Annotated in this window: 23 protein-coding genes, 3 tRNA genes and 1 pseudogene; 15 read left to right on the plus strand and 12 right to left on the minus strand. The window is 55.9% G+C overall.

Going from position 1 to position 25,217, the window contains the following annotated elements; translation table 11 throughout:
* Window positions 1-44 precede the first annotated feature (44 nt).
* Both ACR0NZ_RS03050 and cobA read right to left on the minus strand, forming a co-directional pair.
* The gene (locus ACR0NZ_RS03050) at window positions 45-359 is read right to left on the minus strand and encodes a DUF2849 domain-containing protein (RefSeq protein ID WP_480516862.1); all 315 of its coding nucleotides are present in this window, start codon (window positions 357-359) and stop codon (window positions 45-47) included.
* Window positions 359-1,105 (minus strand): annotated as a pseudogene (gene cobA / locus ACR0NZ_RS03055) (uroporphyrinogen-III C-methyltransferase); the annotation flags it as partial. The gene ACR0NZ_RS03050 and the pseudogene cobA, both read right to left, overlap by 1 nt.
* Before the next feature lie 174 nt (window positions 1,106-1,279).
* Between cobA and ACR0NZ_RS03060 the strand changes: the two are divergent.
* On the plus strand, window positions 1,280-1,762 hold the full coding sequence (locus tag ACR0NZ_RS03060) for an Lrp/AsnC family transcriptional regulator (protein ID WP_480472511.1): 483 nt from the start codon (window positions 1,280-1,282) through the stop codon (window positions 1,760-1,762).
* Window positions 1,763-1,807: 45 nt separating this feature from the next.
* On the opposite strand, the gene ACR0NZ_RS03065 is transcribed toward ACR0NZ_RS03060, so the two are convergent.
* Complete coding sequence (locus tag ACR0NZ_RS03065; protein WP_480472513.1) at window positions 1,808-2,989, minus strand: cytochrome P450; 1,182 nt, start codon at window positions 2,987-2,989, stop codon at window positions 1,808-1,810.
* Between ACR0NZ_RS03065 and ACR0NZ_RS03070 the strand changes: the two genes are divergently transcribed.
* The 7 genes from ACR0NZ_RS03070 (at window position 2,988) to ACR0NZ_RS03100 (ending at window position 10,431) form a co-directional block, all read left to right on the plus strand.
* Window positions 2,988-4,769 (plus strand): sensor histidine kinase, encoded by a 1,782-nt coding sequence (locus tag ACR0NZ_RS03070; protein ID WP_480516864.1) that lies wholly within the window; start codon window positions 2,988-2,990, stop codon window positions 4,767-4,769. The two genes, ACR0NZ_RS03065 and ACR0NZ_RS03070, sit on opposite strands and share 2 nt — an antisense overlap.
* Window positions 4,766-5,995, plus strand: a complete 1,230-nt coding sequence (locus tag ACR0NZ_RS03075; protein ID WP_480516866.1) for a sigma-54-dependent transcriptional regulator — start codon at window positions 4,766-4,768, stop codon at window positions 5,993-5,995. Before ACR0NZ_RS03070 ends, ACR0NZ_RS03075 begins: the two co-directional genes overlap by 4 nt.
* Window positions 5,996-6,282: 287 nt before the next feature.
* Complete coding sequence (locus tag ACR0NZ_RS03080) at window positions 6,283-7,284, plus strand: DctP family TRAP transporter solute-binding subunit (RefSeq protein ID WP_209504066.1); 1,002 nt, start codon at window positions 6,283-6,285, stop codon at window positions 7,282-7,284.
* A gap of 116 nt (window positions 7,285-7,400) precedes the next feature.
* Window positions 7,401-8,078: a TRAP transporter small permease gene (locus ACR0NZ_RS03085; protein WP_209504065.1), complete on the plus strand. Its 678-nt coding sequence runs from the start codon at window positions 7,401-7,403 to the stop codon at window positions 8,076-8,078.
* The gene (locus tag ACR0NZ_RS03090; RefSeq protein ID WP_480516868.1) at window positions 8,078-9,454 is read left to right on the plus strand and encodes a TRAP transporter large permease; all 1,377 of its coding nucleotides are present in this window, start codon (window positions 8,078-8,080) and stop codon (window positions 9,452-9,454) included. The genes ACR0NZ_RS03085 and ACR0NZ_RS03090 overlap by 1 nt, the downstream gene beginning before the upstream one ends.
* A gap of 153 nt (window positions 9,455-9,607) precedes the next feature.
* A complete protein-coding gene (locus ACR0NZ_RS03095; RefSeq protein WP_480516870.1) occupies window positions 9,608-9,919 on the plus strand; it encodes a DMT family transporter in 312 nt (103 codons plus the stop codon).
* A 65-nt stretch (window positions 9,920-9,984) separates the two neighbouring features.
* Window positions 9,985-10,431, plus strand: coding sequence for a nucleoside deaminase (locus ACR0NZ_RS03100; RefSeq protein ID WP_480516872.1), 447 nt, complete (start codon window positions 9,985-9,987; stop codon window positions 10,429-10,431).
* 9 nt (window positions 10,432-10,440) lie between these two features.
* Here the strand turns inward: ACR0NZ_RS03100 and tpiA are convergent, their stop codons facing one another.
* Window positions 10,441-11,190 carry a triose-phosphate isomerase gene (tpiA, locus tag ACR0NZ_RS03105; protein ID WP_480516874.1) on the minus strand — a complete coding sequence of 250 codons (750 nt, stop codon included), beginning with the start codon at window positions 11,188-11,190 and terminating at the stop codon, window positions 10,441-10,443.
* A gap of 148 nt (window positions 11,191-11,338) precedes the next feature.
* A complete protein-coding gene (locus ACR0NZ_RS03110) occupies window positions 11,339-11,704 on the minus strand; it encodes a HesB/IscA family protein (RefSeq protein ID WP_480476725.1) in 366 nt (121 codons plus the stop codon).
* A gap of 142 nt (window positions 11,705-11,846) precedes the next feature.
* On the opposite strand from ACR0NZ_RS03110, the gene ACR0NZ_RS03115 reads away from it, so the two are divergent.
* Window positions 11,847-12,263 carry a hypothetical protein gene (locus tag ACR0NZ_RS03115; RefSeq protein WP_480516876.1) on the plus strand — a complete coding sequence of 139 codons (417 nt, stop codon included), beginning with the start codon at window positions 11,847-11,849 and terminating at the stop codon, window positions 12,261-12,263.
* A gap of 230 nt (window positions 12,264-12,493) precedes the next feature.
* Here ACR0NZ_RS03115 and ACR0NZ_RS03120 read toward each other — a convergent pair whose 3' ends face one another.
* The 3 genes from ACR0NZ_RS03120 to ACR0NZ_RS03130 form a co-directional block, all read right to left on the minus strand.
* Window positions 12,494-12,856: an SUF system Fe-S cluster assembly protein gene (locus tag ACR0NZ_RS03120; protein WP_209504059.1), complete on the minus strand. Its 363-nt coding sequence runs from the start codon at window positions 12,854-12,856 to the stop codon at window positions 12,494-12,496.
* Window positions 12,857-12,950: 94 nt separating this feature from the next.
* Entirely contained in the window at window positions 12,951-13,229 is a 279-nt protein-coding gene (locus ACR0NZ_RS03125) for an NfeD family protein (RefSeq protein WP_480516877.1), read from the minus strand.
* Window positions 13,229-14,119 (minus strand): SPFH domain-containing protein, encoded by an 891-nt coding sequence (locus tag ACR0NZ_RS03130; protein WP_480472533.1) that lies wholly within the window; start codon window positions 14,117-14,119, stop codon window positions 13,229-13,231. Before ACR0NZ_RS03130 ends, ACR0NZ_RS03125 begins: the two co-directional genes overlap by 1 nt.
* Before the next feature lie 175 nt (window positions 14,120-14,294).
* Between ACR0NZ_RS03130 and ACR0NZ_RS03135 the strand changes: the two genes are divergently transcribed.
* The 3 genes from ACR0NZ_RS03135 (at window position 14,295) to lon (ending at window position 19,087) form a co-directional block, all read left to right on the plus strand.
* The gene (locus ACR0NZ_RS03135) at window positions 14,295-15,206 is read left to right on the plus strand and encodes a nucleoside hydrolase (protein WP_480516879.1); all 912 of its coding nucleotides are present in this window, start codon (window positions 14,295-14,297) and stop codon (window positions 15,204-15,206) included.
* A gap of 62 nt (window positions 15,207-15,268) precedes the next feature.
* A complete protein-coding gene (gene tgt, locus ACR0NZ_RS03140; RefSeq protein WP_480516881.1) occupies window positions 15,269-16,399 on the plus strand; it encodes a tRNA guanosine(34) transglycosylase Tgt in 1,131 nt (376 codons plus the stop codon).
* A gap of 279 nt (window positions 16,400-16,678) precedes the next feature.
* Window positions 16,679-19,087 (plus strand): endopeptidase La, encoded by a 2,409-nt coding sequence (lon, locus tag ACR0NZ_RS03145; protein WP_480516883.1) that lies wholly within the window; start codon window positions 16,679-16,681, stop codon window positions 19,085-19,087.
* A 344-nt stretch (window positions 19,088-19,431) separates the two neighbouring features.
* On the opposite strand, the gene ACR0NZ_RS03150 is transcribed toward lon, so the two are convergent.
* The gene (locus ACR0NZ_RS03150; protein ID WP_480516885.1) at window positions 19,432-20,244 is read right to left on the minus strand and encodes a TylF/MycF/NovP-related O-methyltransferase; all 813 of its coding nucleotides are present in this window, start codon (window positions 20,242-20,244) and stop codon (window positions 19,432-19,434) included.
* Window positions 20,245-20,403: 159 nt separating this feature from the next.
* Window positions 20,404-20,478: transfer RNA gene (locus ACR0NZ_RS03155), tRNA-Val, on the minus strand.
* 181 nt (window positions 20,479-20,659) lie between these two features.
* Between ACR0NZ_RS03155 and ACR0NZ_RS03160 the strand changes: the two genes are divergently transcribed.
* The 3 genes from ACR0NZ_RS03160 to uvrA all read left to right on the plus strand — a co-directional run bounded on the left by ACR0NZ_RS03160 (window position 20,660) and on the right by uvrA (window position 23,894).
* A tRNA-Asp gene (locus tag ACR0NZ_RS03160) sits at window positions 20,660-20,736 on the plus strand.
* Between the two features lie 45 nt (window positions 20,737-20,781).
* A tRNA-Asp gene (locus ACR0NZ_RS03165) sits at window positions 20,782-20,858 on the plus strand.
* A gap of 177 nt (window positions 20,859-21,035) precedes the next feature.
* The gene (gene uvrA, locus ACR0NZ_RS03170; protein ID WP_480516887.1) at window positions 21,036-23,894 is read left to right on the plus strand and encodes an excinuclease ABC subunit UvrA; all 2,859 of its coding nucleotides are present in this window, start codon (window positions 21,036-21,038) and stop codon (window positions 23,892-23,894) included.
* Window positions 23,895-23,910: 16 nt separating this feature from the next.
* Here uvrA and ACR0NZ_RS03175 read toward each other — a convergent pair whose 3' ends face one another.
* Entirely contained in the window at window positions 23,911-24,234 is a 324-nt protein-coding gene (locus ACR0NZ_RS03175; RefSeq protein ID WP_480472543.1) for a hypothetical protein, read from the minus strand.
* Window positions 24,235-24,341: 107 nt separating this feature from the next.
* The gene (mmsB, locus tag ACR0NZ_RS03180; protein ID WP_480516889.1) at window positions 24,342-25,214 is read right to left on the minus strand and encodes a 3-hydroxyisobutyrate dehydrogenase; all 873 of its coding nucleotides are present in this window, start codon (window positions 25,212-25,214) and stop codon (window positions 24,342-24,344) included.
* Window positions 25,215-25,217 lie beyond the last annotated feature (3 nt).

Here is a 25,217-nt window from a genome sequence, read left to right on the forward strand (position 1 = left end):
GCCCCGAACCTAGGGGCCTTGAAGGGGAGAGATATGGCCAGAGGTCAGGCCCGGGGCTGCGGGGAAGTTTCCTGTTTGCCGTGGGCATAGTTGGACGGACCAGTCCGGCGGAAATCTTCCCGAAAATGGGTGGGCTCGGGGCCGTTCTTGCTAGCAACGGCATCGGCTAGATAGGCGCCAACGACTTTATTTGCCTGACGCGCCGCATCCAGCAGACGCACCTGTGCATGTGCTTCGTCAGTGATCAGTTCCGCTTGAGACAGATCACGCGTCCAACTGTCATCTTCGGTCTGGTAAATGACGTCACCTACCAGCAAATCATTTGCGGTGACGACTTTGGGGGTAAAAGCGCGGGCCATCAGGCAAGCTCCTTATTGAATTCGGTTACGGCCTGCGCCGCTTCGCGCGGGGCAAGGCCATAGAATGTCAGGGCCGGTCCGTCCAATTCGGCGGCGGCCAGGTCGGCGGGCAGTTGATCCAGTGTGGTGGACAGTATCCGTTGGTTCGGGCGCGAGGCGTTTTCGACCAGCGTGACAGGGGTGGCGCGATCGGCGCCATGCATGATCAGGCGACCCTGGATAAAGCGGGCAGATTTCTTGCCCATATAGATCGCAGCAACCGAACCAGCCCGTGCCAGGGCATTCCAGTCATGATCGGCAAAACCTTTCATGTCGTGCCCAGTCAGGAACCGCACCGAGGAATTTCGACCGCGTTGTGTCAGGCTTTGGCCGATGCCAGCCACCGCGGCAGAGGCCGCTGTGATACCAGGAACGATCTGCCACGAAATGCCAGCCGCCTCGACGGCCTCGATCTCTTCATCCAGACGGCCAAAGACAGTGGGATCACCGGACTTCAGGCGGACCACGCGGTTACCATTCAGGGCATATTCGACCAAAAGCGCGTCAATATCACTTTGCTTCCAGGATGGGCCGAACCCGGCTTTGCCGACATCAACCAAGGCGGCGCTTTGACCGGCTATGTCCAGAACGGGTTCACTGATAAGGCGGTCATGCAGCACAACATCAGCCCGCTCAATCGCGGTCAGCGCCTTGAGCGTCAGCAACTCGGGGTCGCCCGGACCTGCGCCGACAAAGTCGACATGTCCTTTGGGGCCTGTTGTGCGAACGTCCTGCATTGGATCATCTCGGGTGTGGTTTGACTTGACCCTCAATATAGGAAATATTCCCACCAAAGCGCCATATGGGCGCTCAAATAAGGACAAACGTTCCGTCAATGAAAAATTTTGGAACGAAAACTTCGATGTGGAAGGAAAATTGGAATGTCGGTGCGGATAGATGATACGGATCGGAAAATTCTGGCCGAGCTGCAACGCGATGCAGGGCAGTCACTGGACGAAATAGCGGCTCGGGTCGGCAGTTCAAAGACGCCTGTCTGGAATCGTATACGCAAGCTCAAGAGTGCAGGAATAATAGGTCAGCAAACGGTTTTGCTGGATGCCGAAGCGCTCGGGTTTGAAGCGACTTTCTTTGTTTTGATCCGCACATCGGAACACGAGGCTGAGTGGCAGCGCAAGTTCCTTAAGGCGTTGCGTGATCACCCCGAGGTGCAAGAGGCGCATCGGCTGGCAGGTGACATTGATTATATACTCAAGGTTCGGGTCAAGAACGCGCGCGCCTATGATCAATTCTACCAGTCGCTGATATCGGAGGTGCGAGTGCACAACGTGACCGCGCTTTTGTCGATGGAAGAAATCAAGTCCACAACGATGCTTCCCCTCAACGCATTGGTTGAAGGGGCGTAAAAGGCAGGTGCTTCCAACGCCGGATCGAGCCGCGCCTTACACAGGTCAGACCTGAACCATTAACCGTTCCAAACCATGGAAGTGATAGCTGTCTGAATAGGTTGGCTCTGTAGCGAGCCGCAGGTTCGGGCAGCTATTGAACAGAATGGGCAGGGCTATGCGCATTTCCAACCTTGCCAAAGGGGCGCCGACGCAGAAGTGGATGCCTCCGCCAAAACTTGTGTTGACCTCAATCGAGCGCGTCGGAACAAACCTTTCGGGTTCATCCCAGACAGCAGGGTCGCGGTTTGCAGCGCCAAGCAATAGTGCGACCTGATCACCGCGCCTGAACGAATGCCCAAATATGTCAACGTCTTCATACGCATAACGTGTGAACATGTGCAAAGGCGGGTCATAGCGCAGAATTTCTTCAATCGTTGCGTCGATCTGGTCCGGTGCCAGAACGCCGGGGCTGGTATAAGTTTGCAACAGAGTTTTCACACCGTTCGCCAGCGAATGCACAGTTGCTTCGTGACCTGCATTCAGCAGCAAGATGCATGTTGCGACCAACTCGTCGATGGTCAGCTTTTCACCTTCTTCCTCGGCGCTGATAAGCCGGGTGATCAAATCGTCACGGGGATCATTGCGTCGCTGGTTAATGTATCCCAACAGGAAATCCGTGAACTCCTGAGACGACTTGGCCGCCTTATCCTCGGTCGCCTGCGTCCGGTTGGCCTGATACATGGCGACCATGTCATGCGACCACTGCAACAGGTTGGGTGCCATGTCTTCGGGAACGCCCAGCAGTCGGCAGATGGTTCTCACCGGGACCTGCGTGCAATAGGCACTCAACAGGTCGAAAGGTGTATTCGGAAACGTCTCGATAAGACTGTGGCATAGCGATTCAATGGAAGGCTGCAATGCAGAAATTTCCCGCGACGTGAAAGCGCGCATGACAAGCGCTCTCAGGCGGGTATGTCGCGGGGGTTCAGCTTCAAGCAGCGAGTGGGCTTCGATAGCCAGCCAGGGGGCCAGATGGGCAGGGCCCTGTGTCGCGCATTCAGGCGGAACTTCCCGCCCAAACCGGCGGTCGCGAAGAAGTGTCCGCACCGCCTGACAGGACGTTGCAGCAACCATATTGTAGTCGCGCCAATAGAACAGATCACCAGCAGTGCGGGCATGATCATAGAAAGGGTAGGGGTTCTGAACGAAACCCGGATCTGTCGGGGATTGCGAGAATGACTTCATGCGACGCACACTTGCCACGAGCCGCGTTGAATGCAAGACCCTGTCTATGCAGAGAGTTTGGATCATTGTCGGTTTTTTGTCCGCTGTCGGGCTGCTATCGAGTTTTGTTTGGTCTTATGGTTATCGTCAGGCGCTGTCTCAGCTAAGTGACAAGGCCGAAGCTGACCTTGAACTGGCGGCGGATCGGCTCAGTACCCAGATGCAGGTCTATCAGGAACTGGCGGTTCTGATGGCGACACATCCCGCCTTGCACGCGTTGGATACACCGACACAAATACATGACGCGCAAGCGATGTTGCTGGACGTCGCCGACAAGACAGCGGCCGTCAACATGATGTATCTGGATCGCAGCGGTCGGGTTCTGGTCACCGCACAGCCAGTGGCACAGCGAGATATGTCCGCACATCCAGCGTTCAGGCGCGCCATGCAGGGTGCGGTGGGCACCGCGCATGAGGTGGTTCCAGAGAGTGGCGACCGGATATATTCCTATGCCGCTCCGACTTTTGCTCCGTCTGGGCAAGTCGAAGGTGCAGTGATGGTGGTTGCCGACGTCCAGGACATTGAACAAACCTGGCGGGGCAGTACCGAAGCCGTGTTCTTTGTTGATTCTGACGGTGTCGTCTTCATCTCGAACCGATCAGACTTGCTGTTCTGGAGCCGCGAGGCTGGCCAGTCCGGGCTGACACCGCCAGAAGGTGCGTCGGTGGATTTTGCAGCGACGCGGGTCGGCCAGCATGAATTGTGGCGGCTGAACTGGGGGCGGTATTTGCCACGCGACGCGTTGCACCTAACGCTTGAACTGCCTGTGATCGATATGACCGCCGAGGTTTTGGTGGACGTGGCTCCGGCCCGGCGACTTGCGGGGTTGCAGGCGGCGGCGGTCGCAGCGATCTGTCTGGCGTTTGGTGCCATGCTGTATCTTGCCATGGAGCGGCGACGGACGCTGGCTAATGCCAACATGGTTCTGGAAAGCCGGGTGGCGCAGCGTACCCGTGCATTGACCCAAGCGAACACTGCGTTACGCCGCGAAGTTGCAGAACGTCAGGAGGCCGAAGCAGCCCTGAAAAAAGCGCAGGCCGAACTGGTGCAGGCAGGTAAACTCAGCGCATTGGGGCAAATGTCGGCGGGGATCAGCCACGAACTCAACCAACCCTTGATGGCAATCCAGCAATTCGCGGACAATGGCACGGCCTTTCTTGAACGCGGCAAAGGCGACAGGGCCAGCGAAAACCTTGGGCGTATTTCGGAAATGGCCGCCCGCATGGCCCGGATCATCAAGAATCTGCGCGCGTTTGCCCGCAACGAAAGCGAACCAATGGGCCGGGTCGATCTGGTGCAGGTTCTGAAAACCGCCGTCGAGTTGACCGAAACCCGTTTGCGTGACGATGATGTGACGCTGGAATGGGAGCCGGGACAGTCTGCGGTTTATGTTTGGGGGGGTGAAGTCCGATTGGTGCAGGTCTTTGTTAATCTGATCAATAACGCGGCGGATGCGATGCTGGGGCGACCCAAACGGCACATTTCGATTGTGATGCACGAAGAAGACCGGTTGCGCGTTTCTGTGCGGGATACCGGCCCGGGGATTGAAGACCCCGACCGTGTGTTCGAGCCGTTTTATTCGACAAAAAGCGTAGGATCCTCTGAAGGTCTGGGGCTTGGTCTTTCTATATCATATGGTCTTGTTCAAAGCTTTGGGGGTGAAATTCGCGGGGCAAACACAGCTGATGGCGCAGTGTTTACCGTCGAACTGGAACCCTATGGAAAAGAAGAGGCAGCATGATGCGCAGGGTTCTGTTGGTCGATGATGACGCAGCTGTTCGCGAGGCATTGGCGCAAACCATTGAACTTGCAGATTACGCACCGACAACAGCCGGTTCTTTTGTGGCGGCCAAGGATAATATTCGGCGGGATTTCCCCGGTGTGATTATTTCGGACATTCGAATGCCCGGGCGGGATGGCTTCCACTTGTTGGCGTATGCTCGGGACATCGACCCCGAGCTTCCGGTGATCCTTTTGACCGGAGAAGGCGATATCCCAATGGCCGTGGAAGCCATGGGAAAAGGCGCGTTCGATTTTCTGGAGAAACCATGCGCTGCGTCTGACCTGATGGACGTTCTTGAACGCGCATTCGCGGCCCGCACTCAGGTTTTGGAACAGCGCGCCCTGAAATCTGAACTTGAAAGGGGGGATCCGGCCGCACGTTTGCTGTTTGGTCTGTCGCCGCAAGCCGAGGCACTGCGGGATCGTGTGCGAACTGTTGCACCGACAGGGGCCGAAGTTCTTGTTACCGGCCCGCCGGGCAGCGGCATATCCAAAGTTGCCGAAGTGGTCCACCTGATGTCGCCCGCTGGTCAGGGGCCTTTTGTCAAACGTCCGGCTTCAAGCCTAAGCCCCGATGATCTTGCCCAAAGCTGCGGCGATGCTGTGGGTGGATCCCTGTTTCTGGACGAAGTGTCCGCCATGCCCCAAGCCACGCAGTTTGCGGCGTTGGAGATCATCGAGCGCGGTCCGGGGGGGCGTATTATTGCAGGAACAACCGCTGATCTGTCCGCTTTATGTTCGCAAGGGCGGTTTAACGCAGATCTGTTCTATCGTTTGGATGTGATGCGGGTGCGTGTTCCATCATTGGCGGAACGCCCCGACGACATTCCGGTGATTTTTCGCCACTATGTGGCGCAAGCGGCCGAACAGGCAGGCATCGCAATTCCCGAGATTTCGTCCGAACATCTGGCCGCCTTGATGGCCAGCGACTGGCCGGGCAACGCCCGTTCGCTGATGTCGGCAGCAATGCGGTTTGTTCTTGGAATGCCCGAGGAGGTTACACAAGCAACGGACCTGGGGTTGAGCGAACAGATGGCGCGGGTGGAACGATCTTTGTTGATTGCAGCTTTGGGCCGCCACAATGGAAAAGCGTCAGATGCGGCCAAGGCGCTGAAGCTGCCGCGCAAGACCTTTTACGACAAGCTGGCGCGCTATCAGATTCGTCCCGAGGATTACCGCAGATGAGCGGGAACTGGATTGGCACTTCTGATTCGAATGAAGTGATTCGGAATATGTGCGGAATTCCGCACAAGCCGCACTGAGGATGTGCGAGTTTTCGCACGGCTCGGGACTGTGAAGCGCAGAACCCGAACCAACAAAGCTGTAACACTTTGGTATTAAACATGTAATCAGACACTTTCCGCAATCGCAGTCAAAAGTTGTGTGCTTTACCCTGAGTCGCTTCACTGCACGCCATACGGCGCTTACCCGGCGTCGACTGCAAGTTTCAAGGAACTCTGGGAGGATATCAGATGAAGCTTCTGACAACGGCAGCAACTGCGCTTGCTCTGACTGTAACCGCAACGGCTGGTATGGCTGCATGCGACGAAGGTGAAATCGTCGTTAAGTTCGCGCATGTGACGAACACCGACAAACACCCCAAGGGCATCGCGGCATCGCTGCTGGAGCAGCGGGTCAACGACGAAATGAACGGCACGATGTGTGTCGAGGTCTACCCGAACTCGACGCTCTACAACGACGACAAAGTTCTCGAAGCGATGTTGCAGGGCGACGTGCAACTGGCAGCGCCCTCGCTGTCGAAGTTCGAGAAGTTCACCAAACAGTTCCGCCTGTTTGACCTGCCGTTCATGTTCAAGAACGTCGACGCTGTAGACGCGTTCCAGGCCTCGGCCGAGGGGCAGGCGATGAAAGACAGCATGCAGCGCCGCGGCCTGCAAGGGCTGGCGTTCTGGCACAACGGCATGAAGCAGATGTCGGCCAACAAGGCTTTGGTTGATCCGTCGGATGCAAACGGTTTGAAATTCCGCGTGCAGTCGTCAGATGTGCTGGTGGCTCAGATGGAGGCCATTGGTGGCAGCCCGCAAAAAATGGCGTTCTCGGAAGTGTATGGCGCGCTGCAACAGGGCGTGGTGGACGGGCAGGAGAACACCTGGTCGAACATCTACGGCAAGAAGTTCTTTGAGGTGCAGGACGGTATCACCGAAACCAACCACGGCATCATCGACTATCTGGTCGTGACATCGGTGGATTGGCTGGACAGTCTTGATCCGGCGGTGCGGGATCAGTTCCTGACCATTCTGGCCGAAGTTACCGAGACCCGGAACAAAGAAGCCTTTGCTGTGAACGAAGCGGCCAAAGCGTCGATCATCGATGCGGGCGGCGTCATCCGTGAACTGACCCCTGAACAGCGTCAGGCCTGGGTCGACGCGATGAAACCGGTTTGGGACAAATTCGCCGGTGACGTGGGTCAGGACAAGATCGACGCGGCACAGGCCATCAACGCCGGCTTCTGATCCGGTCAAAGACCGCGCGTCCGGGGACTGGGGAGTATTCGACGCGCAGGCCGGGCGGGCTGAAATGGCCCGCCCCATTCTCAACTCTCTCTTCAATAAAATGCGGGGACTGAAAGATGTCTGGTGCGAACTCCGGCCAGGGCGGGCTGATCGACCATATCGAAGAAACCCTGATCGCGTTGCTTTTGGGCCTTATGACGGTCGTTACATTTGCCAACGTGATCGCGCGGTTTGTCTTTAATTCCAATATCCTATGGGCGCTTGAGTTGACAGTGTTCACGTTTGGCTGGCTGGTGCTGCTGGGCGCGTCTTACGCGGTCAAGAAACATGCTCATCTGGGCGTGGATGCAATCCTAAACATGCTAGCGCCAGCACCGAGGCGTCTAATGGCGTTAGTCTCGGTCGGATGCTGTCTGGTGTTTTCGCTGCTGATGCTCAAGGGGGCATATGATTATTGGGCCGTCTTTGCAGATCTGCCGCCAACATCGGGCCGCTGGTTCCCGACTGGGTTTGATTTCGGCGCACGCAGCCAGAGTTTCTACGAGGTGGACGACATCCCCATGGTTGCGCCGCTGCGCTTTCTGGAAGACCTGATCAACTATGGCGAGGGGTATGAAAAACTGCCCAAGGTCGTACCTTACCTGGTTCTGCCTGTATCCATGCTGCTGCTGGTGATCCGGTTTACGCAGGTCGCCGTTCAAATCTGGCGTGGTGAGACCGATCGCCTTGTCGCCAGCCACGAAGTCGAGGACGAGATTGAGGAAGTCCGCGCACAACAAGGGGTGCATGACTGATGGACGTTATCCTTCTTTTCTCGATGGTCATCGGCCTGCTGCTGATCGGGGTTCCGATTGCGGTTGCACTTGGCCTCAGCTCGACCCTGTTCCTGCTGATCTATTCCGACAGTTCGCTGGCTTCTGTCGCAGGCACGCTGTTCGAGGCGTTCGAGGGGCATTTCACCCTTTTGGCGATCCCGTTCTTTATTCTCGCCTCGTCCTTCATGACGACAGGCGGCGTAGCGCGTCGGATCATCCGATTCTCGATTGCTTGCGTGGGGCATCTGCCCGGCGGTCTGGCGATTGCGGGTGTGTTTGCTTGTATGCTGTTTGCCGCGCTTTCAGGATCGTCCCCGGCCACGGTTGTAGCTATCGGTTCGATCGTCATCGCAGGTATGCGCCAGGTTGGGTATTCCAAAGAGTTTGCCGCCGGTGTGATCTGTAACGCGGGTACGCTGGGCATCCTGATCCCACCGTCCATCGTGATGGTTGTGTATGCCGCCGCCGTCGAAGTTTCAGTTGGGCGCATGTTCCTGGCTGGCGTTATTCCCGGTCTGATGGCTGGCTTCATGCTGATGATCACCATCTATGTCATGGCAAAGGTCAAGAACCTGCCCAAGGGTGAATGGAAGGGGTGGGGTGAGGTCTTTACCTCGGCCCGCGAGGCCGGTTGGGGCCTGTTCCTGATCGTTATCATTCTGGGTGGCATTTATGGGGGTATCTTTACCCCGACCGAGGCTGCCGCGGTTGCTGCCGTCTATGCCTTCTTCATCGCCAGTTTCGTCTACAAGGACATGGGTCCGCTGAGTACGGAAGGGGACGCACAGAACCTGCCACTGCTGAAAAAGCCCTACGCTTTGGTCACAGCGTTCTTTCACCCCGACACCAAGCATACTCTGTTCGAGGCAGGAAAGCTGACGGTGACGCTGTTGTTCGTGATCGCCAACGCGCTGATCCTCAAACATGTTCTAACGGACGAACAGGTGCCGCAGCACATTGCTAGCGCCATGCTTTCAGCGGGTCTTGGACCGGTAACCTTCCTGATCGTGGTCAACGTAATCCTGCTGATCGGTGGTCAGTTTATGGAGCCGTCGGGCCTGCTGGTGATCGTTGCACCGCTGGTGTTCCCGATTGCCATCGAGTTGGGTATCGATCCGATCCATCTGGGCATCATCATGGTGGTGAACATGGAGATCGGGATGATCACGCCCCCGGTCGGTTTGAACCTGTTCGTAACCTCGGGTGTTGCGGGTATGCCGATGATGAGCGTTGTGAGGGCGGCGCTGCCGTTCCTTGCTGTCCTGTTCGTCTTCCTGATTATGGTGACGTATATTCCGTGGATCTCGACCTTCCTGCCCAACACCTTCATGGGGCCGGAAATCATAACCAATTAGGTTGTTTGACGATGTACGTAACCGGGCGGTTTCGACCGCCCGGCTTTTTCGTATCTTGAAACCGCGCACCGGGTTCATATCTCGGGTCCAGAGGACGACCTCCCCATATCGGGACATTATTCGGGACGACCCGAACGGATACGAGGTTGTCTTATGCCCTGGGTATTCCTTCTATTTGCTGGCCTGTTGGAAATCGTCTGGGCCGTAGCGATGAAGCAATCGGCTGGTTTCACCCGATTGTTGCCTACGGCCTTGATGGGGCTTTCGATGATCGGGTCTTTCGGTCTTCTGGCGCTGGCGATGCGCGACCTGCCGTTGGGCACGGCTTATACCATCTGGACCGGTATCGGGGCTGTGGGGGCGTTCTGTGTAGGTATCCTGTTTCTGGGCGAAGCCCTTAGCCCTGCGCGGATTCTGGCGGCTCTTCTGATCGTGTCAGGTCTCATCCTGATGAAGCTGGCGTGAGCGTTTTATTGACCAAGCCATTTTGCTTGGGCAGGGTTTGGAAAACACGGGAATTGGAGACTGGAATGCTGACCGAGACCGACAAGCGCCTGCTGCGCGTGGCTTATGACGAGGCAAAAGCCGGGTTTGATGAAGGTGGATGCCCTATCGGATCAGTTCTGGCGCGGGGTGGCGAAATTGTTTCACAAGGGCGCAATCAACGTGTACAGGGCGGGGATCCGATCGCACATGGGGAAATGGATGCTTTGCGCAAAGCCGGGCGTCAGAAAACCTATCGCGACACGGTTCTTTACACGTCTTTGTCACCTTGCATGATGTGTTCCGGCACTATCGTTCAGTTTGGTATCCCGCGCGTGGTGGTCGGCGATACCCAGAACTTTGGTGGCAACGAAGACTTCCTGCGCGACCGCGGCGTCGAGGTGGTGATAGCCAACGATCCCGACTGCATCGCACTGATGCAGCGGTTCATCGAAGAAAAGCCAGAGCTTTGGGCGGAAGATATTGCCGAGTAAAGGCGAAACCTAGACGCTCTCCAGCGCCTGAATAATGCCCGTGAAATCCCCGGCCTTCAGGCTGGCGCCGCCCACAAGCGCACCATCGACATTTGAAACCGCAAAGATCTCCGCCGCGTTGGAGGGTTTTACCGACCCGCCATAAAGCAAACGGACAGAGCGACCCACACCTTCGCCAAAACGACGCTCTAACCGGGCGCGGATGAAGTCGTGAACCTCTCCGATCTCATCAAGCGTTGGAACCTTGCCAGTGCCGATGGCCCAGATCGGTTCATATGCAATGATCAGGTTCTCGCCGGTTGCCTGATCCGGGATCGACCCCGACATCTGACCGCCGATTATGTCGAGCGTATTGGCCGCCTCGCGCTGTTCCAGGCTTTCGCCAACGCAAATGATCGCTTTTAACCCCGCATCCATCGCAGCACGGGCCTTGGCGCGTATATCCTCGTCATGTTCTTGATGGTCCACGCGCCGTTCGGAATGACCCAGGATGACTGATGTCGCGCCCGCGTCCAGCAGCATCTCAGCGCTGATTTCGCCTGTATACGCGCCTGCGCTTGCCGCGTGGCAATCCTGCCCGCCAACAGTAACTGCTGACCCGCGTACGGTGTCTGCCGCGCGGCTGAGCAATGTTGCCGGAGGGCAGATCAGGATATCGACAGAAGCGTCTGGGTGGGACTTGCACAGTGCTTCAAGCTCGCTCAGCGCAGCACCGGTTCCGTTCATTTTCCAGTTTCCTGCCGCAAGCTTGCGCCGCATACCCGTATCTCCCTGATCATTCGATGATTTAAGATGCGGATAGCATTGTCGGCACGATCTTACAATTCCACTGATCGGGTGGGTTCGTGCGCTTTGATCGACGCACGGCGTTCGGTCGGGCCCGAGTCACAGGATTACCCGGCGCAAACTAGGATTTCTGCACGATGCTCTCATCGAATTTGATGGATTCACCGCAACCGCAAGCGTCGACGACATTCGGGTTCCTGAACTTGAAACCTGATTCCAGCAACGACACCTCGTAATCGATTTCAGTCCCGAACAGAAACATCTGCGCCATTGGTGCGATCATGACGCGTGCACCATCCTGTTCAACGACTTCGTCGTGTGGATCGGCCTGATCGACATATTCCATGGTATATTCCATGCCCGCACAGCCGCCTTTCTTTACGCCAATGCGCAAGCCGACGTGGCCACCCGAGTTCATCAGGCGGGTAATTTGCTCTGCGGCTTTGGGCGTCATGGTCACAGCCTGTTTGCCGGGAATGCCGAACATGTAAGTCTCCGTTGTCGCGCGTTGCATTTAATCTAGGGCTCAGGGGGCCAAGGCTCAAGACGGTGTGTTATAAAGAGTTTTATCAGGATGAAACAACCCGGCATACAGTATGGGTTCGCTGAAAACACCCGACCGTTAAACCGTGGAGCTGAATAGGTTTAAGCTGGTTGATCGCCAAAACGGTTCGCATTGTGAAATCATCGGAAAGGATAATATTGTGAAGAGATTAAATGCAATTTTTAATCCAGTCTTGTTGGGAGCGGTACTTACCATTGCAGTTCTTTTGTTTGTTCCGGATGATGCGGTGGCCGCCAATGATGGAGAGAGGCATCCGGTAAACTGCGCGACCGCCGAGGGCGATCTGCGCGCCATCGCGACTGAGAAAAAGCACGCGCAGGACCAACAGTTGGAAAGTGTTGCCGCCATTACTCCTGCCGGGGCACTTTTGGGGCTGGTCACAGGAACGGAACACAAAAGGCTGCAAATGCTATCGGGGGACTACATCAATCAACTGGATGCCAGATCTGCGGAAATCAAAAAGACCTGCAATTTGAACTGATCACCCGTCGTTAGGTGATCTGGATATGAAAAGGACCGTTCTCGGGCAAGAACGGTCCGTGTTTCTGGCCGGAATTCGGGGGGCGGTCAAATCATGTCTGGCCCGAGGTACGATACCGATTGGTGCCGTCCGCAGGTCTTTTCCCGTATCATTGTGACAGGTACAGCACGAACAGGTAACAAAAAACACCAATGTTTTGTGACAAATAGCCGGGAAACTGTGGTCGGTGCCTACATAAATCCCAGTTCCAGACGTGCTTCGTCTGACATCATCTCCATACCCCAGGGTGGCTCCCAGGTCAGTTCCACGTCGACCTCTTTGACGCCTGCAACAGGCTCGATCGCTTCCATGATCCATCCGGGCATGTCGCCGGCAACCGGGCATCCGGGGGCTGTCAGCGTCATGATCACCTTCACCGCGTTGTCCGTGGAAATGTCGATCGTGTAGATCAGGCCGAGGTCATAGATATTCACGGGGATTTCCGGGTCATAGACCGTGCGGCACGCCTCGACCACGGGCTCGTACAGGGGGTGCTCAATGGTTGACGGCGCAATCAGCGGTGTGCCTTCAAACTGTTCGCTCGGGTGGGTCATCTTTGCCTCGGGTCTGTTGCCTGAGTGATTATATAGGGAATAGCCGCAACAGCGTCCAGTAGGGCGGCGGCGCCGATAGGGGCGCCGCGGCAATTTAGTCGTTGATGTCGTGGTTGAAGGTTTTGACCTGACCTTGCGGCAATGCAAACAGTTTCCGCAAAACAAGCCACGCAATCAGTGACATCACTGCGAAGATCAACGCCAACACATTCAAAGACAGAGCCATTCCGGATACGGCAAGGATAAGGCCCGTGACTGCGGCCCCGATTGCAAAGCCCAGAAAAATGAACCCTGGCAGGACAATCTCAAGGATACCCAGCGCCAATGCGGCGGCGAGCCAGATCCACCAGGTCAACCAGAAGGGGTCTGCCATCATTTTCCTCCTTTTAACATTTTGAATGCGTCACCAAAGGCTTCCAGTGCGTTGGCAGGCACAACAATAGTTTGCTTGCCAGTACCGTTTCCAAGCGCATTCAGGGCTTCAACCTGCTTCAAGGCAACCTGATACTGGGCCGCTTCAATGCCGTTATCCTGAATGGCCTTGGCGACCACACCAGTGGCATAAGCTTCGGCTTCGGCCTGAATGCGCCGCGCCTTGGCGGTTTGTTCCGCCGCATAAAGCTCGGCGTCGGCATGCAGCTCGACTGCGCGTTTCTTGCCCTCGGCTTCTGTCACCTGCGCACGACGGGCGCGTTCGGCGTTCAGCTGTTGCAGCATGGCGTCACGGGTGGCCTGATCCAGATTTACGTCCAGAATCTCGGCGCGGGTGACTTCGATGCCCCAGTCATCGACAGCGGTTTCAACGCTTTCCTGAATACGCGTGATCAGTTGGGACCGGTTCGACTGGACCTCATCCAAATCCATTTTACCGATCTCGGCGCGAACGATCCCGGCGACAGTGGTAGCAATCGCGCCATCAACGTCGCGGATTCGGTAGACCGTCTTTTCAGGTTCGAGAATACGGTAGAAGACCGATGTATCGATCTGCACCAAAACGTTGTCCTTGGTGATTGCGTCCTGCGTCGCGTTTGGCAGTTGGCGTTCCAGAATCGAGATCTTGTGGCGCGCAATGTCCAGCAGCGGAACGATAAAGTTGATGCCGGGGCCAAGCACGGAATGCAGGCGCCCAAACCGTTCAACCACATATTTTTCGGACTGAGGCACAATCTTGATGCCCTTGAAAATGATAACAATTACCAGCACCGCGGCCAGCAGGTAAATGATGTTTGACGAAAGCAATCCGATGATTTGGTCTTCGGTCATACTGTCCTCTTGTTTTTGTGTACTATAGTATACATGTGGCGATTGAGTCGCTCGATTTCAACTCTGGTATGAGGGGAAAGCAGTCCCATGCAAATGCCTCGATAATGAAACGCTGTATCGAAAAATCGTGCTGTGACCGCTTTGCATCCCTAATTGTTTGCGGTATCGGGCGGGGATGAAACTGATAATCGATACAGATCCTGGCATCGATGATGCCATGGCAATCGCCTATGCCGCTGCAGCACCCGAGATCGAGCTGATCGGCCTGACCACGGTGTTTGGAAACACGCATGTACATCAATCCAGCCGCAATGCCCGGTTCCTGCTTGATAAACTGGGTCTGGATCTGCCTGTCGCGGAAGGGGCTGCCGTTGCATTGGGTGCCGATACACATTCGCCATCCGAACATGTGCATGGTCCCGAAGGATTCGGTGACCTGACTGACATTCCCGAGATTGGAAGTAACCACGCCCTGTCAGCTGCTGAATTTCTGGTCGACATGGCACGAACCCACAAGAAAGAGCTGGTGGTTTGCGCCGTGGGCCCTCTGACCAACATCGCCAACGCCATTCGTCTGGATCCGGAATTCGCCGACAATCTGGGGCGTTTGGTTATAATGGGCGGGGCGGTGTACTGCCCGGGTAATATTACAGTACATGCTGAGGCCAACATCTATCATGATGCGATTGCCGCTGAAGAGGTCTTTGCCACGCCGCCGGAAACCGTTCTTGTCGGTTTGGATGTCACGCTGAAAACGCTCTACGAGACTGCGGATTTCGAAAGCCTGGCAATGCGATCACCTGATATGGGGTCCTTTCTGCGCGATATCTCTCGCTTTTACCTGAAGTTCTACAAGGACGTCGGTGGTCTGGAAGGCTGCGGCCTACACGATTCGACGGCTGTGATCGCTTGTTCTCATGGCGCCATGTTTGACATGGTCGAAACGGGTCTGCGGGTTGTCACCGAAGGCGACCAGAAGGGGGCAACGCGACCTGATCCGGAACGTCCCGTAGTTCGGGTCTGCCGCGACGTGGACGGGGCAGGGGTTGTTCAACTGTTTACAGACCGTGTTGCCTCGCTACCCTGACGGGTTGCAAAGACCAAACGGATCGGGCAAAGCCTGCCCGGTTCGGCGACCCGAGGGATGACATGACCCAACAGTTTTCTTTTGATCTGAAGGCAACAGACGGCAAAGCCAGGACCGGAGTGATCAGCACACCGCGCGGCGACGTGAGAACGCCTGCCTTTATGCCGGTTGGCACTGCAGCAACGGTCAAAGCGATGATGCCGGAAAGCGTTCGGGCGACCGGGGCAGACATCCTGCTGGGGAACACTTATCACCTGATGCTGCGCCCGACCGCTGAGCGTATTGATCGACTGGGTGGACTCCACAAGTTCATGAACTGGGATCGGCCCATTCTGACAGATTCCGGCGGATTTCAGGTCATGTCGCTGGCCGGTTTGCGCAAGCTGACTGAAAAGGGCGTGACCTTCAAATCCCACATCGACGGGTCAAAGCACGAATTGACGCCGGAACGGTCCATGGAGATCCAGCGCCTGTTGGGCTCGGACATTGTCATGTGTTTCGATGAATGCCCTGCGCTGCCAGCGGATCGTGACCGCATTGCCGAGTCGATGCGCCTGTCGATGCGTTGGGCGGAACGGTCGCGCGATGCGTTTGGCGATCGTCCGGGGCATGCGCTTTTTGGCATTATGCAAGGTGGGTTGGAAAAAGACCTGCGCGAAGAAAGCGCCGAGGCGTTGAAATCTATCGGTTTCGAAGGCTACGCAGTTGGTGGCCTGGCGGTCGGCGAAGGGCAAGAGGCCATGTTCTCTTGCCTCGATTATGCCCCCGATTTCCTGCCATCGGACAAGCCGCGCTATCTGATGGGCGTCGGCAAGCCCGACGATATCGTCGGTGCTGTTGCCCGCGGGATCGATATGATGGACTGCGTGTTGCCCTCGCGGTCTGGGCGTACAGGGCAGGTTTTCACCCGCTACGGCGTGGTGAACATCAAGAATGCCCGTCACGCAGACGATCCGCGGCCGCTGGACGAACACTGCACTTGCCCGGCTTGTTCGAATTATTCCCGCGCCTACCTGCACCACGTGTTCCGCGCGAATGAGATGATCTCTGGCATGTTGCTGACATGGCATAACCTGCATTATTTTCAGGAGATCATGGCCGGCATGCGCGACGCGATTGCGGATGGTGCGTTCGAAGCCTGGCAGGCCGATTTCCACGCGCAACGCGCGCAGGGGGATATCGAACCGCTGTGATATTTTGCCCTCTCCAGGAAGAAATCTGCCAGTTCTGCGCAGCCGGGCTGTTTTCTGGCGACTGATCGCGCAAGACCGGGGCGTATCCTACTATTTTGGTGGATATGTTCCCGGCACGCCTTGCAGTCCGCCAAACCTCGGTTCATTCTGATTGGTGATACATGGCGGTAAGGTTGAAAATGGGCGATGAGGCCCCACCTTTATCGTCCAAGACAGGAGACGGACAAATGTTGCCTCGATGAGGGACAAGTTCCGTCTTGCCAACGATAAGGATAGAGCATGCAAGAGCCTCTGAATTCCTCCTACCCCGTCCTGCCGCTGCGCGATATTGTGGTGTTCCCACATATGATCGTGCCGCTTTTCGTAGGCCGTGACAAATCGGTCCGCGCGCTGGAAGAGGTGATGCAGGATGACAAGCAAATTCTGTTGTCCAGCCAGATCGATCCCGGCGTTGACGATCCGGATGAAGAAGGCATCTACCGCACCGGCGTTTTGGCCAATGTGCTGCAACTTCTGAAGCTGCCCGATGGCACGGTGAAAGTGCTGGTCGAGGGGCAGGCGCGCGTTCAGATCACCGAGTTTCTGGAAAACGAAGAGTTTTTCGAAGCCCGCGCGGAATACCTGACCGAAATTCCCGGCGACGTCACCACGACCGAAGCGCTGTTGCGCACTGTCGCGGATGAGTTCGAGCGTTACGCCAAAGTGCGCAAGAACATCCCCGAAGAGGCACTGACCGCAGTAGGCGATACCACCGAGCCTGCGAAGCTGGCCGACCTTGTGTCCGGGCATCTGGGCATAGAAGTCGAACAAAAGCAGGAGCTTCTGGAAACCCTCAGCGTCAGCGAGCGGCTTGAGAAGGTCTATGGCCTGATGCAGGGCGAGATGTCTGTTCTGCAGGTCGAGAAGAAGATCAAGACCCGTGTCAAATCCCAGATGGAGAAGACGCAGCGTGAGTATTATCTGAATGAGCAGATGAAGGCCATTCAGAGGGAACTTGGCGATGGCGAGGACGGCAGCAACGAAGTTGCTGAACTGGAAGCCAAAATCGCCGAAACCAAGCTGTCGAAAGAAGCGCGGGAAAAGGCCGAGGGTGAGCTTAAGAAGCTCAAGAACATGTCACCTATGTCGGCCGAAGCCACAGTTGTGCGCAACTATCTGGATTGGATTCTTGCTCTGCCTTGGGGCACTAAATCCCGTGTCAAAAAGGATCTGGGCCGCGCGCAGGAGATTCTGGACGCGGACCATTATGGGCTTGAGAAGGTCAAGGAACGGATCGTTGAATACCTCGCGGTTCAGCAGCGCTCGAAAAAGCTGAAAGGGCCGATTCTTTGCCTTGTCGGCCCTCCGGGCGTGGGCAAGACCTCGCTGGGTAAGTCGGTTGCCAAAGCTACCGGGCGTGAGTTCATTCGCATCTCACTGGGTGGTGTTCGAGACGAATCCGAGATCCGGGGCCATCGTCGGACCTATATCGGCTCCATGCCCGGCAAAATCATTCAGGCGTTGAAAAAGGCGAAGACCACGAACCCGCTGATTTTGTTGGATGAAATCGACAAGATGGGACAAGATTTCCGGGGCGACCCAGCATCCGCGATGCTTGAGGTGCTGGACCCGGAACAGAACAACACGTTCATGGACCATTATCTTGAGGTTGAATATGACCTGTCCAACGTGATGTTCCTGACCACGTCGAACAGCTACAACATGCCCGGGCCTTTGCTTGACCGGATGGAGATCATCCCGTTGGCCGGTTACACAGAGGACGAAAAGCGTGAGATCGCCAAGCAGCACCTGATCAGCAAACAGGTCAAGAACCATGGTTTGAAAGCCAAGGAATTCGAACTGACCGATGAGGCGCTGCAAAAGATCATCCGCACCTATACCCGCGAGGCGGGTGTACGGAACCTTGAACGTGAAATCGCCAAGGTCGCGCGCAAGTCGCTGACCAAGATCATCAAGAAGGATGCAGAAACCGTTAAGGTTACACCCGAAAACCTGCAAGATTTCCTGGGCGTGCCGAAATTCCGTTACGGTCTGGCCGAGCAGGACGATCAGGTTGGTGTTGTCACCGGTCTTGCCTGGACGTCAGTGGGTGGCGACCTGCTGCATATCGAAGCGTTGAAACTGCCCGGCAAAGGGCGGATGAAGACGACCGGTAAGCTGGGCGATGTGATGAAGGAATCCATCGACGCCGCTTCGTCCTATGTGCGTTCGATTTCACCTCAGATCGGGGTAAAGCCGCCGCAGTTTGACAAGATCGACATTCACGTTCACGTGCCGGATGGCGCGACACCCAAGGATGGCCCATCGGCAGGTCTGGCCATGGTCACGTCGATTGTCTCGGTTCTGACCGGTATTCCGGTTCGGAAAGACATCGCGATGACCGGCGAAGTCTCACTGCGCGGGAATGCGATGCCGATTGGTGGATTGAAAGAAAAGCTACTGGCCGCGCTGCGTGGTGGGATAAAGACCGTTCTGATCCCGGAAGAGAATGAAAAGGATCTCGCGGATATCCCGGACAACGTCAAAGAAGGGCTGAAGATCATCCCGGTCAAACATGTCTCGGAAGTTCTGGAACACGCATTGGTGCGCAAACCTGAACCGATCGAGTGGGATGAAGCCGCGGAAGAGGCCGCAGCAGCGGCGGCGCAAGCTTCTGGAAACACTGAGTCTTTAGCAACTGCGCATTGAACTCCAAGGCGGCGGGGGTACCCCCGCCGTCTTTCGGTCTCAAGGGCCAAAGATCGACACTGATCAAGACGTGATGAACAGGCTCAGGTTTTTATTGAATAAGTACAAGTATTGCGTGAGGCTGGCTTGTTGCATTTCTTTTCGTCGTATTGAGGCTGTTGCTCAAAGCGACACAGGGGATTCGTATTTGGACTGACCAGCGTCAATATATCGGCAACAGCAGCCCTCTGATTGCCGGAGAATTTGCACTTTCAAGCAAGCCCCAGAGACGCTCGACGCGCATTTTGAGCGAGAACAAATCAACGCGCTGTTCAGGCAATGAACAGGTTATTTGAAGGAGAGGCTTAGTTCTTGATCCAATAGGCTCCGGTCCAATCAACTTCGATAATTGGCTCGGTAATCCCATGCGCATTGCGATAATCTTCCACGGCCTTCTTGCATGGTGGCCATGAGTTGTAGTCGTCGATAATGACGTGCCCACCCGAGACCACTTTGGGATACAGGTTTTCAAGAATTTGAATGGTCGATTCATATAGATCGCCGTCTGCACGCAGAAGGGCAATCTGTTCAATCTCAGCGCTTGGAAGTGTGTCTTTGAACCATCCAGGCAAGAACTTTACCCGTTCATCCAGCAAGTCAAAGCGTTCAAAATTGGCCTTAACTGTGTCAACGGGAACAGCAAGAATCTCTTCTTCTGACAGATCGTAGCCTGTGTCGTCCGGAAAATCCGTACTATTGGGTTTAGGCAATCCTGCAAAGCTGTCTGCCAACCAGACCTTACGATCTCGGTCACCATGTAGCTCTAGGACGGCTTTCATAACCATCGCGCAACCACCGCGCCAAACACCGCATTCAATCAGGTCGCCGGGAATGCCCTTGTCCAGAATGCTCTCAACGGCCTCCTGAATGTTATCAAGGCGTTTGTGGCCAACCATCGTATAACCAAACATGGGCCAATCACGGCCTTCGATCCGGTCAGAATGAATGTAGTCTTTCTTTTCAACCAGAAGCAGGTTTTGCTTGGCCAGCGTGCGTATCAACGAATTCTTCTGCATGACACTGGGATCTTGACTGTTTCTGACTTGCTCAACCCTGTAGGCAGATTCGGGATAAACCGATGCAGTCATCAATTGTTTAAAAAGCTTCAAAGGGTCCATTTCATGCTCCAAAAATGCGCAGAAGATCAATACTTCATACGTGTTTTTGTGCAATCAAATTTTCTTCTTTGTGTTGAGGCCAATCGAAGAACCTAAGCTGAGGCAGTGGATTGTACACGGTGTAGTTGCGTAATAATGGTGGAAAGCTATGCGGGAAAATGGTGGGTGATAACGGATTTGAACCGCTGACATCTTCGATGTGAACGAAGCGCTCTACCACTGAGCTAATCACCCATGGGACGGGGTGATATCTTTCCCGAAGGTTGGCTGCAAGGGAAATAGAACCCGCGGCATCCGCAAAAAATCGCGCCGTATACAAAAATCTGGAATCTGACAAAAAACTTGAAAACGCCGCTTGACGCTGCCCGAGCGTAGCCATAATACACCCAAACGTTCAGCAATGAACTTGCAGCGGGCGGTTGTAGCTCAGTTGGTTAGAGTACCGGCCTGTCACGCCGGGGGTCGCGGGTTCGAGCCCCGTCAACCGCGCCATCGCTGCCATCCTTGGTCCAGGTTAAAGGCCACGAAAATAGATGCGCGGTTGTAGCTCAGTTGGTTAGAGTACCGGCCTGTCACGCCGGGGGTCGCGGGTTCGAGCCCCGTCAACCGCGCCATTTTCCTCCTCTAACAGATCAAGGGTTGCGCCTTTTTAGGCACCTTTAGTCAATCCTGTGTTCATTGCAGGTTTTGATCGGCGAAAATTCGACTGTTCACTAAATGTTCTAACTTTTCTGTTGGAGTCTTGGTCTGGCTCGCCTATCTCTTAACCACTTGTTTGTTGGGGGCCGCATATGGCTGAGCTGAAGAATATCGAGGTGCGCGGCGCGCGCGAACATAACCTCAAAGGTATAGACGTTGATATCCCTCGGGATCAGTTGGTGGTCATAACTGGATTGTCGGGTTCGGGGAAGTCCTCATTGGCGTTTGACACCATCTATGCAGAAGGCCAGCGCCGGTATGTCGAAAGCCTTTCGGCCTATGCCCGGCAGTTCCTGGATATGATGGAAAAACCGGATGTCGATCATATCAGCGGCCTGTCTCCGGCAATTTCGATTGAACAAAAGACGACGTCCAAGAACCCGCGTTCAACTGTGGGCACGGTGACCGAGATCTATGACTATCTGCGTCTGCTGTTTGCCCGCGCCGGAACGCCCTACAGCCCAGCCACCGGGCAACCGATTGAGGCGCAGCAGGTGCAGGACATGGTCGACCGGATCATGACAATGGAAGACGGTACGCGCGGTTATCTTCTGGCCCCCATCGTGCGCGATCGGAAGGGTGAGTACAAAAAAGAATTCCTGGAGCTGCGCAAACAGGGTTTCCAGCGCGTCAAGGTGGACGGAGAGTTCTACGAACTGGATCAACCGCCTGTATTGGATAAGAAATTCCGTCACGATATCGATGTGGTTGTTGATCGACTGGTTGTGCGGGAAGGTATGGAAACGCGCCTGGCCGACAGCCTGCGCACCGCTCTGGATCTGGCGGACGGGATTGCCATATTGGAAACTGCCCCGCGTGTGGGTGATCCGGAACGCATCACATTCAGCGAGAATTTTGCCTGCCCGGTCAGCGGTTTCACCATTCCCGAAATCGAACCACGCCTGTTTTCGTTCAACGCGCCCTTCGGTGCCTGCCCGGATTGTGACGGTCTTGGAGTTGAGTTGTTTTTCGATGAACGCCTGGTGGTGCCGGACCAGACGCTGAAACTCTACGATGGTGCTTTGGCACCGTGGCGCAAGGGTAAATCCCCTTATTTCCTACAAACAATCGAGGCCATTGCGCGCCATTACGAGTTTGACAAGAACACGCCCTGGAAAGACCTGCCTTATAATGTGCAGGAGGTCTTTCTGCGTGGGTCCGGGGATGATGAAATTCAGTTCCGGTACGATGAAGGTGGGCGCGTCTATCAGGTGACCCGCAGTTTTGAAGGCGTGATCCCGAATATGGAACGCCGGTACCGCGAAACCGACAGCGCATGGATTCGTGAGGAATTTGAACGATATCAAAACAATCGTCCCTGCGGCGCCTGCGAAGGTTACAGGCTTCGGGCCGAAGCGCTGGCGGTAAAGATCGCCGGGCTGCATGTGGGGCAGGTGGTGCAGATGTCGATCCGTGAGGCTTTGGCGTGGATCGAAGACGCGCCCAACCACCTGAGCGCCCAGAAAAACGAAATTGCCCGCGCCATTCTCAAGGAGATTCGCGAGCGACTCGGTTTCCTGAATAACGTTGGCTTGGAATATCTTACGCTGTCCCGTTCAAGCGGAACACTGTCAGGTGGCGAGAGCCAGCGTATTCGTCTGGCCAGTCAGATCGGCTCGGGGCTGACCGGGGTTCTCTATGTTTTGGATGAGCCTTCGATCGGGCTGCATCAGCGAGACAATGACCGGCTTCTGGGTACGCTCAAGAACCTGAGGGATCAGGGCAATACGGTGATCGTTGTAGAACATGACGAGGAAGCCATCCGTGAAGCTGACTATGTTTTCGATATCGGTCCGGGAGCAGGTGTACATGGCGGGCAGGTGGTCAGTCATGGAACGCCTGCGCAAATCGCGGCGGATGCGGCCTCCATTACCGGGCAGTACCTTGCAGGAACGCGTGAAATCGCAGTTCCGGTACAGCGCCGTAAAGGCAAGAAGCAGAAAGTCACGGTGGTCAAGGCCACAGGCAACAACCTGAAGAATGTCACAGCCGAATTCCCCTTGGGCAAATTCGTTTGTGTCACCGGAGTGTCTGGCGGGGGTAAATCCACCCTCACCATCGAGACATTGTTCAAAACCGCGTCAATGCGGCTGAACGGAGCACGTCAGACACCAGCACCCTGTGAAACCATCAAGGGGCTGGAACACCTCGATAAGGTCATCGACATCGACCAGCGACCCATTGGGCGAACGCCGCGTTCAAACCCGGCGACTTATACTGGCGCCTTCACCCCGATCCGAGATTGGTTTGCCGGTCTGCCCGAGGCTAAGGCACGCGGATACAAACCGGGTCGCTTCAGCTTTAACGTCAAAGGCGGGCGGTGCGAGGCATGTCAGGGTGACGGTGTCATCAAGATCGAGATGCACTTTCTGCCGGATGTCTACGTGACTTGCGAAACCTGCAAAGGCGCGCGGTATAACCGCGAGACGCTTGAGATCAAGTTCAAGGGCAAATCCATCGCGGATGTGCTTGATATGACAGTGGAAGATGCGCAGGAGTTCTTCAAGGCCGTGCCGTCAATCCGGGACAGGATGGACGCCCTTGCTCGTGTGGGTCTTGGCTATATCAAGGTGGGTCAACAAGCCACAACGTTGTCAGGTGGCGAGGCGCAGCGGGTAAAGCTGTCTAAGGAACTGTCGAAGCGTTCAACCGGGCGAACGCTCTATATTCTCGACGAACCGACAACAGGTCTGCATTTCGAAGATGTGCGCAAGCTGTTGGAAGTGCTGCACGAACTTGTCGATCAGGGCAATACTGTGGTGGTGATTGAACATAATCTGGATGTGGTCAAAACTGCGGATCATATCATCGACATTGGACCTGAAGGTGGTGATGGCGGTGGCGAAATCGTCGCCACCGGAACACCAGAAGACATAGCCGATGTTGAACGCAGCCACACCGGGCGATACCTGAAGCCGATGCTGAAAGGGGCGCGCGTCGCGGCAGAATAAGTGCCTAGACGCGGCCTCAGTTCAGGATATCTGCGATCGCGCCGATCAGGTTCAGGACTTTGCGTGTCTCGGGGTCGACCCGGTACACGTAATCACCCGCACGGACATATGAGTAGTTTCGGTTCAACCCATAGCGATAGGGGTCATTGATCCAACGGTAGTCGTTGGTAATGAAGTCACCATCGCGATAGATTTTCTTTGCCTGACCAGGCGGCACGCAGGGAACGGATTTCTTGGCCAGACCCGGAGGGCAATGACCGGCCTTATTCTTTGCAACCGCGGCAACCGGGGAAAGGGCCAAAGCCGTCAGAGTTGCCGTCGTCACCAAAAATCTCGTCATGTCGCCGTCCTTTGCGATTTGGCCAGCCGGGCCTTTTGTTCATGACTGCCTAGATGGTCGCTTGCCCAACATCTGTCAAATCGTTGGGCAAGATGCCGCCAGTTGTCTTATTCACGCCCGCGCTTTTCGAACCGTGGCAGCATGGCACTGAAATCGCGTCCCTTGCCATCTTCATTCTCGACAAATTGCTCATAAAGCGCGGTGGCAACCTGACCCATCGGTGTATCTGCATCTGCACTCTCTGCCGCCTGCTGGCTCAGGCGCAGGTCCTTCAACATAAGCTCGGCCGCGAAACCGGGGGCGTACCCATTGTCCGCCGGGCTTTGCGGACCGACACCGGGGGCAGGGCAATAGGCGTTCATCGTCCAACTGTATCCGGACGACGTACTTACCACGTCAAACATCTTCTGCCGGTCCAGACCAAGCTTGTCGGCTAGGGCGAAGGCTTCACAGGTTGCGATCATGGTGACACCAAGGATCATGTTATTGCAGATTTTGGCGGCCTGGCCGGCACCGGCCTCACCACAGTGAACAGCTTTCTGCCCCATGATGTCGAACAGGGGGGATGCCTTGGCAAACGCGGCCTCTGATCCGCCAGCCATGAAGGTCAGCGTGCCAGCAGCAGCGCCACCGATGCCACCTGAAACCGGCGCGTCTACGGACAACAGTCCGGCGTTGATGGCCTGATCCGCAACTGCCCGCGCGCTTTCCACATCAACCGTCGAGCAATCGATTAACACGGCACCTTGCGCCATTGCGGGAATGATTTGATCGGCAACGGCCCTCAGAATCGCACCGTTTGGCAGCATCGTGATGACAGCTTCGGCCGCTGCAACGGCTTCCGAAGCGGTTTCGGCCGGAGTAACCCCGTCAACCGTCACGCCCGCTGTGTCAAAGCCAAGTACCTTATGACCGGCTTTTGCCAGATTGGCCGCCATTGGCGCGCCCATGTTTCCCAGTCCGATGAAACCGATTTGCATCTC

The sequence above is a fragment of the Ruegeria sp. AE3 genome (assembly GCF_056542225.1).

What these genes read in the sequence shown, in the direction of transcription:
- ACR0NZ_RS03050 (WP_480516862.1), bottom strand. Translation starts at nt 359, where the DNA reads ATGGCCCGCGCTTTTACCCCCAAAGTCGTCACCGCAAATGATTTGCTG.
- ACR0NZ_RS03060 (WP_480472511.1), top strand. Translation starts at nt 1,280, where the DNA reads ATGTCGGTGCGGATAGATGATACGGATCGGAAAATTCTGGCCGAGCTG.
- ACR0NZ_RS03070 (WP_480516864.1), top strand. Translation starts at nt 2,988, where the DNA reads ATGCGACGCACACTTGCCACGAGCCGCGTTGAATGCAAGACCCTGTCT.
- ACR0NZ_RS03065 (WP_480472513.1), bottom strand. Translation starts at nt 2,989, where the DNA reads ATGAAGTCATTCTCGCAATCCCCGACAGATCCGGGTTTCGTTCAGAAC.
- ACR0NZ_RS03075 (WP_480516866.1), top strand. Translation starts at nt 4,766, where the DNA reads ATGATGCGCAGGGTTCTGTTGGTCGATGATGACGCAGCTGTTCGCGAG.
- ACR0NZ_RS03080 (WP_209504066.1), top strand. Translation starts at nt 6,283, where the DNA reads ATGAAGCTTCTGACAACGGCAGCAACTGCGCTTGCTCTGACTGTAACC.
- ACR0NZ_RS03085 (WP_209504065.1), top strand. Translation starts at nt 7,401, where the DNA reads ATGTCTGGTGCGAACTCCGGCCAGGGCGGGCTGATCGACCATATCGAA.
- ACR0NZ_RS03090 (WP_480516868.1), top strand. Translation starts at nt 8,078, where the DNA reads ATGGACGTTATCCTTCTTTTCTCGATGGTCATCGGCCTGCTGCTGATC.
- ACR0NZ_RS03095 (WP_480516870.1), top strand. Translation starts at nt 9,608, where the DNA reads ATGCCCTGGGTATTCCTTCTATTTGCTGGCCTGTTGGAAATCGTCTGG.
- ACR0NZ_RS03100 (WP_480516872.1), top strand. Translation starts at nt 9,985, where the DNA reads ATGCTGACCGAGACCGACAAGCGCCTGCTGCGCGTGGCTTATGACGAG.
- tpiA (WP_480516874.1), bottom strand. Translation starts at nt 11,190, where the DNA reads ATGCGGCGCAAGCTTGCGGCAGGAAACTGGAAAATGAACGGAACCGGT.
- ACR0NZ_RS03110 (WP_480476725.1), bottom strand. Translation starts at nt 11,704, where the DNA reads ATGTTCGGCATTCCCGGCAAACAGGCTGTGACCATGACGCCCAAAGCC.
- ACR0NZ_RS03120 (WP_209504059.1), bottom strand. Translation starts at nt 12,856, where the DNA reads ATGACCCACCCGAGCGAACAGTTTGAAGGCACACCGCTGATTGCGCCG.
- ACR0NZ_RS03125 (WP_480516877.1), bottom strand. Translation starts at nt 13,229, where the DNA reads ATGGCAGACCCCTTCTGGTTGACCTGGTGGATCTGGCTCGCCGCCGCA.
- ACR0NZ_RS03130 (WP_480472533.1), bottom strand. Translation starts at nt 14,119, where the DNA reads ATGACCGAAGACCAAATCATCGGATTGCTTTCGTCAAACATCATTTAC.
- ACR0NZ_RS03135 (WP_480516879.1), top strand. Translation starts at nt 14,295, where the DNA reads ATGAAACTGATAATCGATACAGATCCTGGCATCGATGATGCCATGGCA.
- tgt (WP_480516881.1), top strand. Translation starts at nt 15,269, where the DNA reads ATGACCCAACAGTTTTCTTTTGATCTGAAGGCAACAGACGGCAAAGCC.
- lon (WP_480516883.1), top strand. Translation starts at nt 16,679, where the DNA reads ATGCAAGAGCCTCTGAATTCCTCCTACCCCGTCCTGCCGCTGCGCGAT.
- ACR0NZ_RS03150 (WP_480516885.1), bottom strand. Translation starts at nt 20,244, where the DNA reads ATGGACCCTTTGAAGCTTTTTAAACAATTGATGACTGCATCGGTTTAT.
- uvrA (WP_480516887.1), top strand. Translation starts at nt 21,036, where the DNA reads ATGGCTGAGCTGAAGAATATCGAGGTGCGCGGCGCGCGCGAACATAAC.
- ACR0NZ_RS03175 (WP_480472543.1), bottom strand. Translation starts at nt 24,234, where the DNA reads ATGACGAGATTTTTGGTGACGACGGCAACTCTGACGGCTTTGGCCCTT.
- mmsB (WP_480516889.1), bottom strand. Translation starts at nt 25,214, where the DNA reads ATGCAAATCGGTTTCATCGGACTGGGAAACATGGGCGCGCCAATGGCG.